The 14,605-nt window shown below is 45.3% G+C and carries 13 protein-coding genes; 9 read left to right on the top strand and 4 right to left on the bottom strand.

What is annotated here, in order from left to right; translation table 11 throughout:
* Positions 1–14: 14 nt before the first annotated feature.
* Complete coding sequence (locus FHS57_RS15825) at positions 15–1,838, bottom strand: ABC transporter ATP-binding protein (protein WP_183975278.1); 1,824 nt, start codon at positions 1,836–1,838, stop codon at positions 15–17.
* Positions 1,835–2,053, bottom strand: coding sequence for a DUF433 domain-containing protein (locus FHS57_RS15820; RefSeq protein ID WP_183975276.1), 219 nt, complete (start codon positions 2,051–2,053; stop codon positions 1,835–1,837). Before FHS57_RS15820 ends, FHS57_RS15825 begins: the two co-directional genes overlap by 4 nt.
* A gap of 98 nt (positions 2,054–2,151) precedes the next feature.
* Here FHS57_RS15820 and FHS57_RS15815 point away from each other — a divergent pair, with 98 nt between their 5' ends.
* The 5 genes from FHS57_RS15815 (at position 2,152) to FHS57_RS15795 (ending at position 9,501) form a co-directional block, all read left to right on the top strand.
* Positions 2,152–2,718, top strand: a complete 567-nt coding sequence (locus FHS57_RS15815; protein ID WP_183975274.1) for a Uma2 family endonuclease — start codon at positions 2,152–2,154, stop codon at positions 2,716–2,718.
* 92 nt (positions 2,719–2,810) lie between these two features.
* Complete coding sequence (locus FHS57_RS15810) at positions 2,811–5,174, top strand: PSD1 and planctomycete cytochrome C domain-containing protein (protein ID WP_183975273.1); 2,364 nt, start codon at positions 2,811–2,813, stop codon at positions 5,172–5,174.
* Between the two features lie 33 nt (positions 5,175–5,207).
* A complete protein-coding gene (locus FHS57_RS15805) occupies positions 5,208–6,665 on the top strand; it encodes a DUF1501 domain-containing protein (RefSeq protein ID WP_028525176.1) in 1,458 nt (485 codons plus the stop codon).
* Between the two features lie 109 nt (positions 6,666–6,774).
* Positions 6,775–8,916 (top strand): FN3 associated domain-containing protein, encoded by a 2,142-nt coding sequence (locus tag FHS57_RS15800; RefSeq protein ID WP_183975271.1) that lies wholly within the window; start codon positions 6,775–6,777, stop codon positions 8,914–8,916.
* A gap of 39 nt (positions 8,917–8,955) precedes the next feature.
* Complete coding sequence (locus FHS57_RS15795) at positions 8,956–9,501, top strand: DUF2911 domain-containing protein (protein WP_183975269.1); 546 nt, start codon at positions 8,956–8,958, stop codon at positions 9,499–9,501.
* A 1-nt stretch (position 9,502) separates the two neighbouring features.
* On the opposite strand, the gene FHS57_RS15790 is transcribed toward FHS57_RS15795, so the two are convergent.
* Positions 9,503–10,024 carry a DUF2141 domain-containing protein gene (locus FHS57_RS15790; protein ID WP_229601363.1) on the bottom strand — a complete coding sequence of 174 codons (522 nt, stop codon included), beginning with the start codon at positions 10,022–10,024 and terminating at the stop codon, positions 9,503–9,505.
* A gap of 130 nt (positions 10,025–10,154) precedes the next feature.
* On the opposite strand from FHS57_RS15790, the gene FHS57_RS15785 reads away from it, so the two are divergent.
* Positions 10,155–11,621, top strand: a complete 1,467-nt coding sequence (locus FHS57_RS15785; protein ID WP_183975267.1) for an MFS transporter — start codon at positions 10,155–10,157, stop codon at positions 11,619–11,621.
* 139 nt (positions 11,622–11,760) lie between these two features.
* Here FHS57_RS15785 and FHS57_RS15780 read toward each other — a convergent pair whose 3' ends face one another.
* A complete protein-coding gene (locus FHS57_RS15780) occupies positions 11,761–12,444 on the bottom strand; it encodes a hypothetical protein (RefSeq protein WP_183975266.1) in 684 nt (227 codons plus the stop codon).
* A 237-nt stretch (positions 12,445–12,681) separates the two neighbouring features.
* Here FHS57_RS15780 and FHS57_RS15775 point away from each other — a divergent pair, with 237 nt between their 5' ends.
* The 3 genes from FHS57_RS15775 to plsX all read left to right on the top strand — a co-directional run bounded on the left by FHS57_RS15775 (position 12,682) and on the right by plsX (position 14,546).
* Positions 12,682–13,227, top strand: a complete 546-nt coding sequence (locus tag FHS57_RS15775; protein WP_183975263.1) for a YceD family protein — start codon at positions 12,682–12,684, stop codon at positions 13,225–13,227.
* Between the two features lie 60 nt (positions 13,228–13,287).
* Positions 13,288–13,479, top strand: coding sequence for a 50S ribosomal protein L32 (gene rpmF / locus FHS57_RS15770; RefSeq protein WP_028525183.1), 192 nt, complete (start codon positions 13,288–13,290; stop codon positions 13,477–13,479).
* Positions 13,480–13,607: 128 nt separating this feature from the next.
* Complete coding sequence (plsX, locus tag FHS57_RS15765) at positions 13,608–14,546, top strand: phosphate acyltransferase PlsX (protein WP_183975261.1); 939 nt, start codon at positions 13,608–13,610, stop codon at positions 14,544–14,546.
* Positions 14,547–14,605 lie beyond the last annotated feature (59 nt).

The raw sequence follows: 14,605 nt of genomic DNA, 5'->3' as shown, positions 1-14,605 counted from the left end.
TCGGTATCGGAAGTTTAGCTTTGCATTAAGCTCAACTTCCGATAAAAACTTTTTTCTTCCTTTAAAAGCTCGTCGTGCGTGCCGCGTTCGATGATTTTTCCACCGCTTAATACCAGGATTTCATCGGCGTGCTGAATGGTGCTGAGGCGGTGAGCAATGACCAAGGTCGTACGATTTTTCATCAAATTAGTCAACGCTTCTTGCACCAACTTTTCAGATTCGGTGTCCAAGGCCGAAGTCGCTTCGTCCAAAATTAAAATCGGTGGGTTTTTCAAAATCGCCCGCGCAATGCTCAAACGCTGCCGTTGTCCACCCGAAAGCTTTGTGCCTCGGTCGCCGATGACGGTTTGGTAGCTATCGGGCTGTTCCAGAATAAAATCGTGGGCATTGGCAATTTTAGCCGCCGCCATCACTTCGGCTTCGGTGGCCTCGGTGCCAAAAGCGATGTTGTTGAAAATTGTATCGTTGAAAAGAATCGACTCTTGCGTTACAATCCCCATCTGGTCGCGCAGCGATTTTGTGGTGATGGAACGTAAATCCAGTCCATCAATCAAAATTTGCCCTTCGGTGGGGTCATAAAAACGAGGAATCATATCGGCAATCGTTGATTTACCCCCGCCCGACGAACCTACAAGCGCAACGGTTTTGCCTTTTCTGAGTGAAAAAGAAATGTTTTGCAATACAGGAACGCCCTTTTCGTACTCAAACGAAAGATTTTTTACTTCAATGGCCGAGTTAAACTGCTTGAACTGCTGGGCATTGGGCGCATCTTGAACTTCCAAAGGCATGTCAATCAAACGCATGATGCGCTCGCCCGACGCCACGCCGCGTTGGATGCCACTGATGGCGTTAGAAATCTCTTTGGCAGGCCGTAACACCTGTGAAAAAATAATGATGTACGTCACGAAGGTGGAAGCCGAAAGCTCAAAGTTGTCGGAAAGTACCATCGACCCGCCGTACAACAATATCCCCGCTACGACCGAAACCCCCATAAATTCCGACATCGGCGGGGCAAGTTCTTGACGAAACACCATGCGCAACAAGGAATGGCGGTAGCCTTGGTTTTCTTCTTCAAAACGGCGACGAATGACTTTTTCGGCATTAAAACCTTTCACCACCCGAATCCCACCAAACGTTTCGTCGAGGACGCTGATGATATTACTCAAACGCTGCTGCACTTCCGAAGCCGATTCTTTGAGTTTTTTGGCCAATGTTCCAATAATAATTCCCGAAAGAGGAATGACGATGAGCGTAAAAAAAGTCAGTTTGACCGACATGGCAAAGAGCGTCACGAAGTAAAAAATGAGCGTAAACAACTCTTTGAACAACGCACTAAACGCCCGTCCGAGCGAGTTTTCGATTTCTTGGACGTCGGTAGTAACGCGGGAAATAAGGTCGCCTTTACGCTCGTTGGAGAAAAACGAAAGGCTCAAACGAATGGCACTGTCAAAAACCGCTTGGCGCAGCTGGGCTACGGTGTGCGCTTTAAAATTTTCAATGATTCGAATGGAAAGGTATTTGAAGACGTTGGCCAAAAAAACGCACAACAAAATAGCTCCGCAGACAAACTGTAACGCTCCTAGTTTGCCGTATTGTTGAATGGCGTGCCCAAAATAATATTGGAACAAATCGACCAAATAGGCGGCATCGAAACGGAACGAGGGAAAAACCAGTTGAGACGGAATTTTTGCTTTCCCAAAAAGAACATCTAGTAAAGGTTGAATCAGTGTAAAATTGAGTACCCCAAACAAGCTACCCAATAAAGAGGTAAAAAAGTACGGCCCAACGTATCGGCTAAGCGGGCGGGCGTACTGTAAAATGCGCCAGTAAATTTTCATTTAGATGTGTAAATCAATTTTGTCAATGCACAGGCCAACAAGTCCTCACGTTCTAAGTCAGGAAATTGTTGTAAAATATCTTCTATGCTATCGCCCCCTGCAAGGTATTCCAATAACCCTTCTACCACTACCAAGTACCTGGTATTTCGGATAGTAGGCTTCCCGTGCCCAATCGTAGGGTTTAACGTAATGCGAGTCAAGAAAGTAGTCTCCATACATTTGTATTTTGCTGCCAAAGTTACTAAATAAAGATAGTGATTGAAAATCATGTATAATGTATCATTTTCCGTATTTTTGATAAAAACATAGACCTATGCAAACCTCCACTTCTGTCACTGTTGAAGAATATTTTGATTTACTTCAAAAATCTGATGTCAAACTAGAATACCATGCAGGGGAGGTAGTTGCAATGGCAGGTGCCCAGCCTGCTCATAATCGGATATGCGTGACGCTTTCTACTGCGCTGGAAAATTGTTTACGAACAGGAGCGTGTATAGTACTAAATAGCGACCAACTTATCAAAATTGAAGGATGTCAAAAATATGTTTTTCCTGATTTGGTGATTGTTTGTAAAACACCCGTTTATGAGAAAGCTCCGAATGGGTTGGATGCGTTGGAGAATCCTGAAATTATTATTGAGGTCTTATCCGATTCTACCGAAGCCTACGATAGACTAGAGAAATTCGATTGTTACAAAACAATTCCTTCGTTTCGGGAATATGTACTTGTGTCATCTAAAAAGAAGAAAGTAGAAGTTATCAAAAAATTAAGCGAGGCGGAGTGGTTGAGTCATACCTATAATGAAAACGATACGACACTTCAAATCGGAGAATGTTCAATAGCTTTGGCCGACATTTATCATAAGGTAATGTTCGGTTAAAACATTCACGAAAAGTGAGTAGAAAACAGTTTTTAATATTTTTTAAAATATATTTGTACTTATTATAAACTGTTCCTGCCTTTATCGTGAAAATGAATCGAAAAATACTTGCTTACCTGTTCAAAAACAGGCTTTTAGTAGGAGTGGGCATTGCGGTTAGCTGTGTGACTACTGCTTGCTTTCTGAATGGAGGTAGCACGTCGGCAGCTTCTGTTCCTGACGAGGTTGATTATAACTACCACATCCGACCGATTCTCTCGGATCGTTGCTTTAAATGCCACGGCCCCGATGCCAATAAGCGCGAAGCTGATTTGCGTTTAGATACCGAAGAAGCCGCCTACGCCGCGCTGAAAGACAATGCCAAGCTTCATGCGATTGTCCCAGGAAAACCCGACGAGTCGGCGGTGTGGTTGCGTATCATTACCAAAGATACGGCTGAAATTATGCCGCCTTTGGAATCCAACCTGAAACTGAACGAACACGAGATTGCGCTGATTGAAAAGTGGATTAAACAAGGCGCTAAATACAAACCCCACTGGGCGTTTATTGCGCCAGAAAGACCCAAATTGCCCAACGTTAACAATGATGCTTGGCCTAAAAACTTCATCGACTATTTTACGTTGGCTAAAATGGAAGAGAATGGCTTGAAGCCCAACGAGGAAGCCGATAAAGAACGGCTTTTGAAACGGGCGGCCTTGGATATTACGGGACTTCCGCCTTCGCTTGATTTGCAAGAACGCTTTTTGAAAGACGAATCGCCTAATGCCTACGAAAAGGTGGTGGACGAATTGCTAAGTTCAAAACACTACGGCGAAAAAATGGCGATTCCGTGGTTAGATGCCGCTCGGTATGCCGACTCGCACGGGTACCAAGACGATGGACTGCGGACCATGTGGCCGTGGCGCGACTGGGTAATTCATGCTTTTAATCAAAATTATAGCTACAGCAAATTTTTGACGTGGCAACTTGCGGGGGATTTGATTGTAAAACGTCAGAAGGGTAATCCCGCCAATCCGCGCATCAAAGAGGCATTGCTGGCAACGGGCTTTAACCGTAACCATAAAATCACGCAAGAAGGTGGGGTGATTGACGAAGAATACCGCATCGAATACGTAACCGACCGTACCAATACATTTGGGAAAACGTTCTTGGCACTGACCTACGAATGCGCCAAATGCCACGATCACAAGTACGACCCCATTCTACAAAAAGATTATTACAGTGCTTTTGCCTTCTTTAACCAAGTGCCCGAAAAAGGTTTGGTAGGAACCATTGATGCTTCCTTCGCCGACCCTCCAAACCTCAAGTTGACGACCAAAGACGTCAAGAGTATTTTGACCTTTGTCAACAAAACCGATACCGCCGATGTGACGGTAATGGTGATGCAAGATTTGGATACGTTGCGCAAAACGCACGTGTTGGGGCGCGGTAATTATGACCAACCGACCGATGTAGTTGGGGCTCAAATGCCCAAATTCTTATTGCCTTTTGATACCAAAAAATACCCCGACAACCGCCTCGGGCTTGCACAATGGATGCTTGATGCGAAAAACCCGCTGACAGCGCGGGTGTTTGTCAACCGAGTGTGGCAGGAGTTCTTTGGACGTGGCATTGTCAAAACTGTTGGTGATTTTGGAATGCAAGGAGAGTTGCCTTCGCATCCGCAGTTGTTAGACTGGTTGGCGGTGGATTTCCGTACCCACGATTGGAACATTAAGCGTTTGGTGAAACAAATCGTGATGTCGGCCACCTATCGACAGTCGGCTGTGATTACGAAGGAACACTTGGCCAAAGACCCTGAAAATGTACTATTGGCGCGTGCCCCCCGAATGCGCCTTTCGGCGGAGTTGGTACGCGATTTTGTGTTATCTACGAGCGGACTGCTTAGCCCTGCCATTGGCGGGCCGAGTGTCAAACCTTACCAGCCAAAGGGCTTGTGGGAAGTAGCAACTTCGGGGCGTGGAAGCCTTAAAAGCTACATCCAAGACCACGGCGATAGCTTGTATCGAAGAGGAATGTACGTCTTTATCAAACGGACAGTGCCGCCGCCGTCGATGCTGATTTTTGATGCTTCCAACCGCGACCAATGCGAGGTAAAACGTTCCCGAACCAATACACCACTTCAGGCATTGGTAATGCTCAACGACCCTGTTGTACTAGAATCGGCGAGGGTATTGGCCGAAAAACTAGCACTGGAAAAGAACTCGGACGAAGACAAAATCAAGAAAGCATTTCGCATCGTCGTGTGCCGAACTGGAAAAGAAAAAGAACTCAGTGTGCTCGAAAAATATTTTGAAAGTGAGCAATCGGTGTTTGCCAAAGACCCCAAAAAGGCCGCGAAACTGCTGAGTGTAGGAGAACGTCCGCAAGCACGAATCGCTAATCGTCCTATGGTAGCAGCCCTTATGCAATCCATACTGATGATGTATAACTTGGAAGAGGCGATTATGAAATAACTGGGCAAGAACACACAACAATTCATTAGAACTATGAATAAGAACGAATTTTTTGAAAACCGTTTGAATGTCAACCGTCGGCATTTTATGGGAAAAATGGCAGCGGGGATTGGTAGTGTTGCGTTGGGGTCTTTGCTTGTTCCTGATTTGTTTAAGGGGGCGGGTGATGACGTAGAAGAACTTCCTTTGGGGATTGCTCAGTTTGCCCCCAAGGCAAAACGAGTCATTTATTTGTTCCAAAACGGGGCTCCATCTCAGTACGAAAGCTTTGAATACAAGCCGTTGCTCAATAAAATGGCGGGCGAAGAACTCCCTGCCTCGATACGGATGGGACAACGCCTGACGGGAATGACGGCCAACCAAGCCAAGTTTCCGTTGGTTGGGTCTTACTTTAAGTTTGCACAACATGGGCAGTCGGGGATGTGGATGAGCGAGTTGTTTCCCAACATTGCCAATATTGCCGACGACCTCTGCATGATTAAAACCATGAACACGGAGGCCATCAACCATGACCCTGCGCTCACTTTTATGCAGACGGGTGCGCAACAAGGCAATCGCCCTAGCATGGGGTCGTGGGTGAGCTATGGTTTGGGTAGTGAAAATAAAAACTTACCTGCGTTTTCGGTGTTGCTGTCGCGCGGGAAGGGAAATGGACAAGGGGTGTATTCAAAACTTTGGTCCAACGGATTTTTGGATTCGACGCACCAAGGCGTGGTATTTAGTAGCGGCGAAGACCCTATTTTGTACCTCAACAACCCCGCCAATTCTGACCGAGCGTCGCACCGAAAAATGCTGGATAATCTGGCAGAACTGAACAACATGGCGTTCGACGATTTTGGCGACCCCGAAATCAAAGCCAAAGTGCAGCAGTACGAAATGGCGTATCGGATGCAAACCGCCGTTCCTGAGTTGACAGATTTGAGCAAAGAACCTGACCACATTGTAAAAATGTACGGCCCTGAGTGTTTGGTGCCAGGGACGTTTGCTGCCAATTGTTTGTTGGCACGTAAACTTTCGGAAGCAGGGGTACGTTTTGTGCAATTGTATCACCAAGGCTGGGATCAGCACGGAAACATGGTGGGAGAGATGCCATTGCAAGCCAAAGATACCGACCGTGCTTCGGCGGCTTTGATTACCGATTTGAAACAACGTGGCTTGCTCGACGAAACATTGGTGATTTGGGGAGGAGAATTTGGGCGTACCAATTACGGTCAAGGAACTTCAACCAAGGATAACTACGGCCGCGACCACCATCCACGGGCGTATTGCACGTTTATGGCGGGTGGAGGAGTAAAACCTGGAACGGTCTATGGCCAAACGGATGACTTTGGGTACAACATCGTGCGTGACCCTGTTCATATCAACGATTTTCACGCGACGGTGATGCACTTGATGGGTATCAATCACGAAAAACTTACCTATAAGCACCTCGGCCGCCGCTATCGCCTGACCGACTTGGCTGGAAAAGTATTGCCTGGGCTAATTGCGTAATTGGCTGGAAGCCTGCTAATAGTCGTCGCCGCACGGTCGGCCCCGTCGCATCCTGCGAGCGACGACCTTAAAATTCGACATTCTGCCCTCTAACCTCGACACTTAAAAAATGTTTCGTTTCCAAACCCTTCTATCTTATTTACTGGTTGGTCTTCATGTATTATTGTTGTTTTTGTTGATTTTTCAGGAAAAAGTCATGCTACCCGCTTGGCTTCAGCCCGTTGGACGAATGCACCCGATGCTGCTGCATTTGCCCATTGGCCTGTTGGTTATTGTGGGGCTACTTTGGCTTTTTAAGCGGGAGTTTGTGGGGGAAAGCTTTACAAAACTCATGAAATTTATCTTGGGTATAACTGCTTTGTCGGCCGCAGCAGCTGCGTTGATGGGTTTCTTTTTATCAAGAGAAGAAGGCTACACCGCCGATGTACTCAATTGGCACAAATACACAGGCATCGGGCTGAGTTTCTTGTGCTATGGGCTGTGGGCCTTGTACCAGACTGCGGAAGAACAACGTCTTTTTACGCCACTTTTGGGGCTTAGTGCCGTGGCAATGTTCGTGACGGGGCACTTTGGCGCAAGTTTGACCCACGGCGAAGGCTACCTGTTTCCCACTACTGACGCAGCCTCGCAGTTGACCTTTACGGACGACACCCCTGTCTTTGAAGCGGCGATTCAACCCATTTTGAAAGCCAAATGCTACCAATGCCATAACGAACAAAAAACCAAAGGTGAGCTGTTGATGACCACCCTTGCGGGCTTGCTCAAAGGAGGGAAAAATGGCCCGATATGGGTAGCGGGCGATGCGCTAAAAAGCCACCTTATTCAACGGGCAAATCTGCCATTAGAAGATAAAAACCACATGCCACCCAAAGGCAAAGCGCAGTTGGCGGCCGACGAAATTGGGGTACTAACCGCTTGGATTAACGCAGGTGCTAATACCAAACAGAAGGTGGGTCAGTTGGCTGCAAATGATCCCATTCGGGCTTTTTTGAACAAAGAAAAGAGCGCTGAAACCCAAGTGGCCACGTACGATTTTGAGCCTGCTAGTGAAGAGACGATTGAAAAGCTAAACACTCCTTTTCGCGTTATTTTTCCGATTGCCAATGGCTCACCCGCATTGCATACCGATTTTTTTGTGCGTCAAGCTTACAAGCAAGAACAGCTGGGAGAGTTGTCCGAAATTAAAGACCAGTTGGTGGCTCTGAACTTGTCAAATATGCCCGTCAAAAACGAAGACCTGAAAACCATCGGGCAGTTTGAACAACTTGAAAAATTGGTGTTAAACAATACCGATATTACCGACGCGACTTTGTCGAATTTGCAATCGTTGACCAAATTGAAGTCGTTGTCTCTTTCAGGAACGAAACAGACAAAAGCAGGCATGGCGGCATTGGCAAAACTTCCAGTCCTTAAAGAGGTGTTTATTTGGAATACCCCTATTTCGGAGGCCGAAGCCAAAGAACTTCAAAAGCAATACCCTGCCATTCGCTTTGAAATGGGGTATGTACCTACCGATGCCGAAAAATTGAAGCTCAACCCTCCTGTTTTGGTCAACGAAAATTTGGTTTTAACCAATGCTACTCCCGTTTCGTTTAAACATCCCCTCAAAGGTGTCACCATTCGTTATACCACCGACGGAACTTTGCCCGATTCGCTGACGGCACCAGCTTATCAAAAACCGTTTGCGCTGAACGGCTACACCATCGTAAAAGCACGGGCTGTAAAAGACAAATGGTATGCGAGTGACATAGTCGAATACACTTTTTTCAAAGGAGGATACCGCCCCAAAACGGTGGAATTGCTCAACGAGCCTAACCCACAATACATGGGTGAAGGAGGTGGGACGCTGGTAAACTTTAAAAAAGGGGAAGCCAACGACTTTAAAAACAAGGCATGGCTGGGCTACCGAGAAAAGCCGTTGGAAGCACTTTTTGTTTTTGATAAACCAACGCCCGTTAAATCGGTGATGTTGAGCATAGGGCGAAACTTAGGAGGGTATATTTTTCCACCAGCGTCGATTGAAGTGTGGGCAGGAAACGACCGTACTAAACTCGAATTAATGCAGAAGCTAAATCCTGTTCAGCCGACCCAAAACGAAGCCGCGCGGATAGAGGCCATCGAGACTAAGGTAAAAGAAGGTAGTTATACTTTTATCAAGGTGATTGCTCGACCTGTAGCCAAACTCCCCGAATGGCACGGAGGCAAAGGGCAACCCGCTTGGGTATTTGTGGACGAAGTATTTTTTAATTGAGTACGTATCGTTTTATTTGTAAGATAAACCCTTTTACCTATGAAAAAAGCCCTCAAATGGATAGGCATCGTGGTCGGTGTACTAGCCGTAGTGTTGTTTATTGCTTTCAAATTTATGCAAGCAAGCACCAAAAAAGCAAGCCCAGAAGCAACGGTTAATTACAAAAAAGATGATACCGAATTGTCGGTGTTTTACTGTCGTCCTTCTAAACGAGACCGCGAGATTTTTGGCGAATTGGTGCCTTACGGTAAAGTGTGGCGTACGGGCGCCAACGAGGCCACGACCTTTACCACCAACAAAGATTTAACCATTGGAGGTAAAACCCTACCAGCAGGAAAATACACCCTTTGGACGATTCCTCAAGAAGACAAATGGACAGTTATCTTCAACAATAAAATGTACGGTTGGGGGGTGAGTTTTGGAGGAGAAGCAAGCCGCGAAGAAAGTGCAGACGTTCTTCAAGTGGAGGTGCCTGTCACTATATCTTCGATTCCAATAGAAAGATTTGAAATTTCATTTGACGAAAATCAACCCGCTCTCGTCTTGGAGTGGGATATCACCAAAGTGGTCGTCCCTTTCAACTAACCTAGTCAATGAGCTTGATTTTCTGACGGTTTTGGGGGCTGTTTTCCTTGATTTCAATGGCACAGTCCTCAAAACTTGGCGCAGACAGAATCGGCCTGAAATTCTTACTAAACCCAAACGGTTCTTTGGGGTAACCAACCAAGTTTTTATCAAGTTTGCCGTTGTCGTTGAGGTCATGATAAACCGCAATGACGTACCTTCCTGCGGGTAAGCTAACGACCACTTGCTGCGTCGTTGCTGCGGTAATCGGTACTACTTTAAAGAAATCTGGTTTTGCTTTCGGACCTGTAAAAGGATTTCCTTCCCGAAAAATTCCAATGCGAAGACTTCCCCTCGTTTGTGTAATATTGGATACATCCATAGAAACCGAAATAGTGTTTTCATTGTGTGGCTGGTTGCTCTCCTCGTGTGGCTGGTTGCTCACAACCAGCTTAAAACTCGCAATAGCATTCCGAAAGATTTTATTCGTGGCCGAATGCATTGAAAACAGGGCAAAAAGAAGGCTTACAAGAAGATTTTGCATGGGATAACGGCGGAGATGGTTTATTGTTTTCATCCTAATTTTTATAACTTAAATGTAAACCAGAAGGTTTGCAATTCGTTGCTAATTGTCTATACTTGCAGAAATACTTGATTTTAAACTTAACCTAGTGATGAAAGAAAAAAACAATTTAAGTTTTTGGCAAATTTGGAACATGAGTTTCGGTTTTTTGGGGATTCAGTATGGCTTTGGATTACAGCAAGCCAACATGAGTCCAATCTTCCGATACCTCGGTGCCGACGAAGCTTCAATCCCTGGCCTTTGGCTCGCAGGCCCACTCACGGGGCTATTACTTCAACCGATTATTGGTGCGGTATCTGATCGCAGTTGGTCGCCCAAATGGGGTCGTCGTCGTCCGTTTATATTGGTAGGTGCACTTGTTGGAAGCCTTGCCATGATTCTCATGCCCAATTCTTCGGCTGTATGGATGGCGGCAGGGTTGATGTGGATGCTCGATGCGGGTCTCAATTCGGCCATGGAACCTTTCCGCGCTTTTGTGGGTGACATGCTCAACGAAAAACAACGCCCCGTAGGTTTTGCTGTACAATCGTTTTTTGTTGGTTTTGGACAAACCCTCGCCAACCTCATGCCGTATATTTTGCCACTTTTGGGCGTTTCGATGGTCTTGAGCGACGAGCAACTTTCCAATGGTATCCCTAACTCGGTTCGTTATCCTTTTTACATTGGAGCCGCGTCGATTTTGATTGCCGTGTTCTGGACCATGCGCACCACCAAAGAGTACCCACCCGAAAATGATGACTACAAGAAAAAGCATGTTTTTACCGACGAAGAGAAAAAATCTATTTCCTTTTGGCACCTATCGCTTGCCGTGGGAGCCGCTATTTTGGGCTTCGGATTCGCCTATTTTTCAGGAGGGTTGGCAACGGGGCTTCAGTGGGGATTAGGAATTTTAATCGGAGGCTATTTGATTTTGATGCTTCCTGTGTTTAAAGAAATTTTAGCGCCGTTGTCGTCGATGCCTACCGTGATGCGTCAGCTTTGGTGGGTGAAATTCTTTACGTGGTATGGACTTCCGTTGATGTGGCAATATTTATCGCTTTCCGTGGCCAAATACGCCTTCAATGCGCCCGATGCCGTTTCTAATCCTACGGGTTTTGAGGAGGGAACAAAATGGGGTGGTTTATGTTTTGCCATGTTTAGCGTATCCTGCGCCGTGATTTCGTTTTTTATTCCTCGTATTGTAAAAATCGTGGGTAGCTCGCGCGGAACGCACGCATTATTTCTGGTTCTCGGGGCGATGGGCTTTTTTATGACATTACTTTCCAACGATAAAATGGTCTATCTCGCAGGAATGACCATCATTGGTTTGATGTGGGGTTCTATCATGTCAATGCCTTATTTAATGCTTGCAGCAGCCGTTCCCAAAGAAAAAATGGGCGTATATATGGGGATTTTCAACGGCTTTATTTGCGTACCTCAATTTATCGGGATGTTGACCGTGCCTATTTTCTACAAAACCCTTCTTGGCGATGACCCACGCAATGCCCTTGTATTGGCGGGTGTGTGTATGTTGTTGGCGGCAGGGTCTTGTTTTTTGGTAAAAGAACAACAAGCGTAGGGCGAATTACGAATGAGGGAATTGGGAATTACGAATGAGTAAAATAGAGAAGGGGCTTGAATCTCAAAGCTGAGTTTCAAGCCCCCTTTTTCTTTTGCGCCAAACTGTGATTTGAGACAAACGTCTCTGACGCAAAATTCTATTTCTTTCCGAAGTTATAGCCTAAGGTCACAAAGAAAATTTTTGACTCTGTGTTGGCATAAGGTTTTACGCCATTTTCTGAAAAATCAGGATTCAAAAAATCAGTGAGATAATACTGAACCTTCAATCCAAAACCTTGTTTGGTTTGGAATCCTGCAAAAACGGCAGGCATAAAAGGGTTAGACCGATTGCTAAACCACTCGTTGAACTTATCAACTTTTTCGCCGTTGATAAATGTCTTTTGTTTGAAGTTAATAGCATAGGCGGCTTCGGCACCACCATAGACATAGAACTTACGAAGGTCGCCGATTTTGATACCCACAGGAACCCCCAAAGCATACACCCGTTGTTTGTATTTAAAGACGTCGGTTTTGACGGTGCCAACGATTGTTTCTTCAGTAATCATCCCGATGTTAGTCAAGTTCAAACCTGCAAAAAGGCCCAAGTGGTTCCCTAAATCGACGTTGGCGTTGGTGCCAATGTTGACAAACATCGTAAAACGTGGGATAGAAGATACCTCTTCACCGTCGCGGGTAACTTGGGCAAATGAGAGCAAGCTGGCATTTCCTCCTTTGGTATAATATACTTTGGAGTTATTTTTTTTCTCAGAATAATCGTCTGAGTTTTGGGCAAAAGCACTGAATGAAGCAGCGAAGGCGAGAGCGAAGATGAACGTTTTCATGGCTATAAATTTGTTTAGTTTAAGAACTGATTTCGATAGCAAGATGCAGCAACGACCCCAAAAAGTTGCGCGATTAGGATAAACGGAACGATTTACGGGATAAGTGGTTTATAATGTAGTTGGAAGAAAAGAAAGCAGCTGGCTTTTGGAAAAAACCTTTAAAAAACAGCAGAAACTTTTTTTGACTTGTGAATATTAATAATTAATTCTAACTTTGCAGCCCATTTTGACAGAGAAGTGAAAGCGCTAACACAGTACGACATAGACATTTACGGCTTAAAAGAAAAGCAATATGTTTTTGATTTTGAGTCTAAAAACGAGTTTTTTGAAGAGCTGGAGCAAGAACTCATTGAAAGTGGGCACTTTAAAACCCATTTAAAACTGGACAAATCGGCTACGATGCTGATGCTTACTTTCCACATTGTTGGAAAAGTAGAATTGGTTTGTGACCGCAGTCTTGAGGTATTTGAAGAACCTTTGGACATTCAGGAACGGCTCATTTTAAAGTTTGGCGATCACAACGAGCAGCTTTCTGACGAAATCGAACTGATTCGTCAAGACACGGTTCGTATCAATGTGGCCAGTTATATTTTTGAGTACATCGCATTGGCATTGCCAATGAAAAAACTTCATCCACGATTCCGAACCGACGAGGAGGAACTAGAAGACGAAGAAGAAGTTGACGGAATTTTGGTGTATCAAACTCCCGAGGAAGAAACACCAGAAGAACCCGAAGAGAAAGACCCGCGCTGGGCAGCCCTAAAAAAGCTAAAAGGCAATTAATACGCACTTTTTTAAGTATTTATAAATAGCAAACGAACAATTAATTAAAGACATAAGGTAATGGCACATCCCAAACGAAGACACTCAAGCACACGCCGTGACAAGCGCCGTACGCACGACGCATTGACGGGCAAGGCTCTTTCTACTGACCCAACAACAGGCGAAGTACACGTAATGCACCGCGCCCACGTTTTTGAGGGTAATTTGGTTTATAAAGGCAAAGTTGTAGTAGAAGGCTACGCAAAAGTCTAGTTTATAAAGCATTGTATATGAAAGCATTTCATCACAACTTGTATAGAAAGTTGCGATGAAATGCTTTTTTAGTATTGCTTATCTACTATTTTTACAGCCTCTTACTACCCAATACCTACAATAGAAAAATGAAAATAGGAATAGATGCAATGGGAGGGGATTTCGCCCCCGAGGCAATTGTCGAAGGTGCTGTCTTAGCAGCGGCTAATTTACCGACCAATGTCCAGCTGGTGCTAATCGGCAAACAAGACATCGTCAATCAGTTAGTGACTAAGTACGGCTATCAAGGCTCGCAAATTGAGGTCGTACACGCAGAAGACGTGGTAGAGATGGGTGAACACCCCACTAAAGCCTTATCCCAAAAACCTCATTCGAGCATTTCAATTGGGTTTAAGTTACTCAAAGAAAAGAACATAGACATCTTTTGTGGCGCAGGCAATACGGGAGCAATGCACGTAGGCGCTTTGTTTAGCATCAAAGCGATTGAAGGCATTATTCGCCCCGCCATTGTTGGGCTTGTCCCTCAGAAAAAAGGAGGATACGCTGCCATGCTTGATATCGGAGCCAACGCCGACTGCAAACCAGAGGTGCTCGAACAATTTGGCGTGATTGGTTCTATCTACGCTCAATATACCTTTGGCATCGACAAACCACGCGTGGCGTTGATGAACATTGGTGAAGAAGAGCAAAAAGGCTCGCTCGTAGCTCAGGCCGCACACCAGCTTTTGAAAGAAAATAATCGTATCAACTTCGTTGGTAACATGGAAGGTGGCGACTTTTTCGATGACAAGGCCGACGTAATCATTACGGATGGTTTTACAGGAAATGCCCTTTTTAAGCTCGCTGAGTCGTTTTATACGGTTGCCAGCGAACGAGGTATCAAAGATGACTACATCGACAAAATGAACTACGAAGCGGTGGGAGGAAGTAGCATCGTGGGTGTAAATGGCAATGTGATGATTGCACACGGTATTTCGTCACCAACGGCTATCAAAAACATGATTACTTGGGCTTGCAAACAAGTGGAAGCCCAAATCCATGTCCATATTGCTAAAGCATTGAGTTGAAACCACCTTTATCGTCGTCCCTCTGAGTTATAAAGAGGTGAGACCTAATCACTTATATC

This window comes from Runella defluvii, from assembly GCF_014195535.1.
Classification (GTDB): domain Bacteria; phylum Bacteroidota; class Bacteroidia; order Cytophagales; family Spirosomataceae; genus Runella; species Runella defluvii.
This window is presented reverse-complemented; position numbering and strand designations above follow the sequence as displayed.

Coding starts and splice junctions, on each gene's coding strand:
- FHS57_RS15790 (WP_229601363.1), bottom strand. CDS start 10,024: ATGCAAAATCTTCTTGTAAGCCTTCTTTTTGCCCTGTTTTCAATGCAT.
- FHS57_RS15810 (WP_183975273.1), top strand. CDS start 2,811: ATGAATCGAAAAATACTTGCTTACCTGTTCAAAAACAGGCTTTTAGTA.
- FHS57_RS15815 (WP_183975274.1), top strand. CDS start 2,152: ATGCAAACCTCCACTTCTGTCACTGTTGAAGAATATTTTGATTTACTT.
- FHS57_RS15795 (WP_183975269.1), top strand. CDS start 8,956: ATGAAAAAAGCCCTCAAATGGATAGGCATCGTGGTCGGTGTACTAGCC.
- rpmF (WP_028525183.1), top strand. CDS start 13,288: ATGGCACATCCCAAACGAAGACACTCAAGCACACGCCGTGACAAGCGC.
- plsX (WP_183975261.1), top strand. CDS start 13,608: ATGAAAATAGGAATAGATGCAATGGGAGGGGATTTCGCCCCCGAGGCA.
- FHS57_RS15820 (WP_183975276.1), bottom strand. CDS start 2,053: ATGGAGACTACTTTCTTGACTCGCATTACGTTAAACCCTACGATTGGG.
- FHS57_RS15785 (WP_183975267.1), top strand. CDS start 10,155: ATGAAAGAAAAAAACAATTTAAGTTTTTGGCAAATTTGGAACATGAGT.
- FHS57_RS15825 (WP_183975278.1), bottom strand. CDS start 1,838: ATGAAAATTTACTGGCGCATTTTACAGTACGCCCGCCCGCTTAGCCGA.
- FHS57_RS15805 (WP_028525176.1), top strand. CDS start 5,208: ATGAATAAGAACGAATTTTTTGAAAACCGTTTGAATGTCAACCGTCGG.
- FHS57_RS15800 (WP_183975271.1), top strand. CDS start 6,775: ATGTTTCGTTTCCAAACCCTTCTATCTTATTTACTGGTTGGTCTTCAT.
- FHS57_RS15780 (WP_183975266.1), bottom strand. CDS start 12,444: ATGAAAACGTTCATCTTCGCTCTCGCCTTCGCTGCTTCATTCAGTGCT.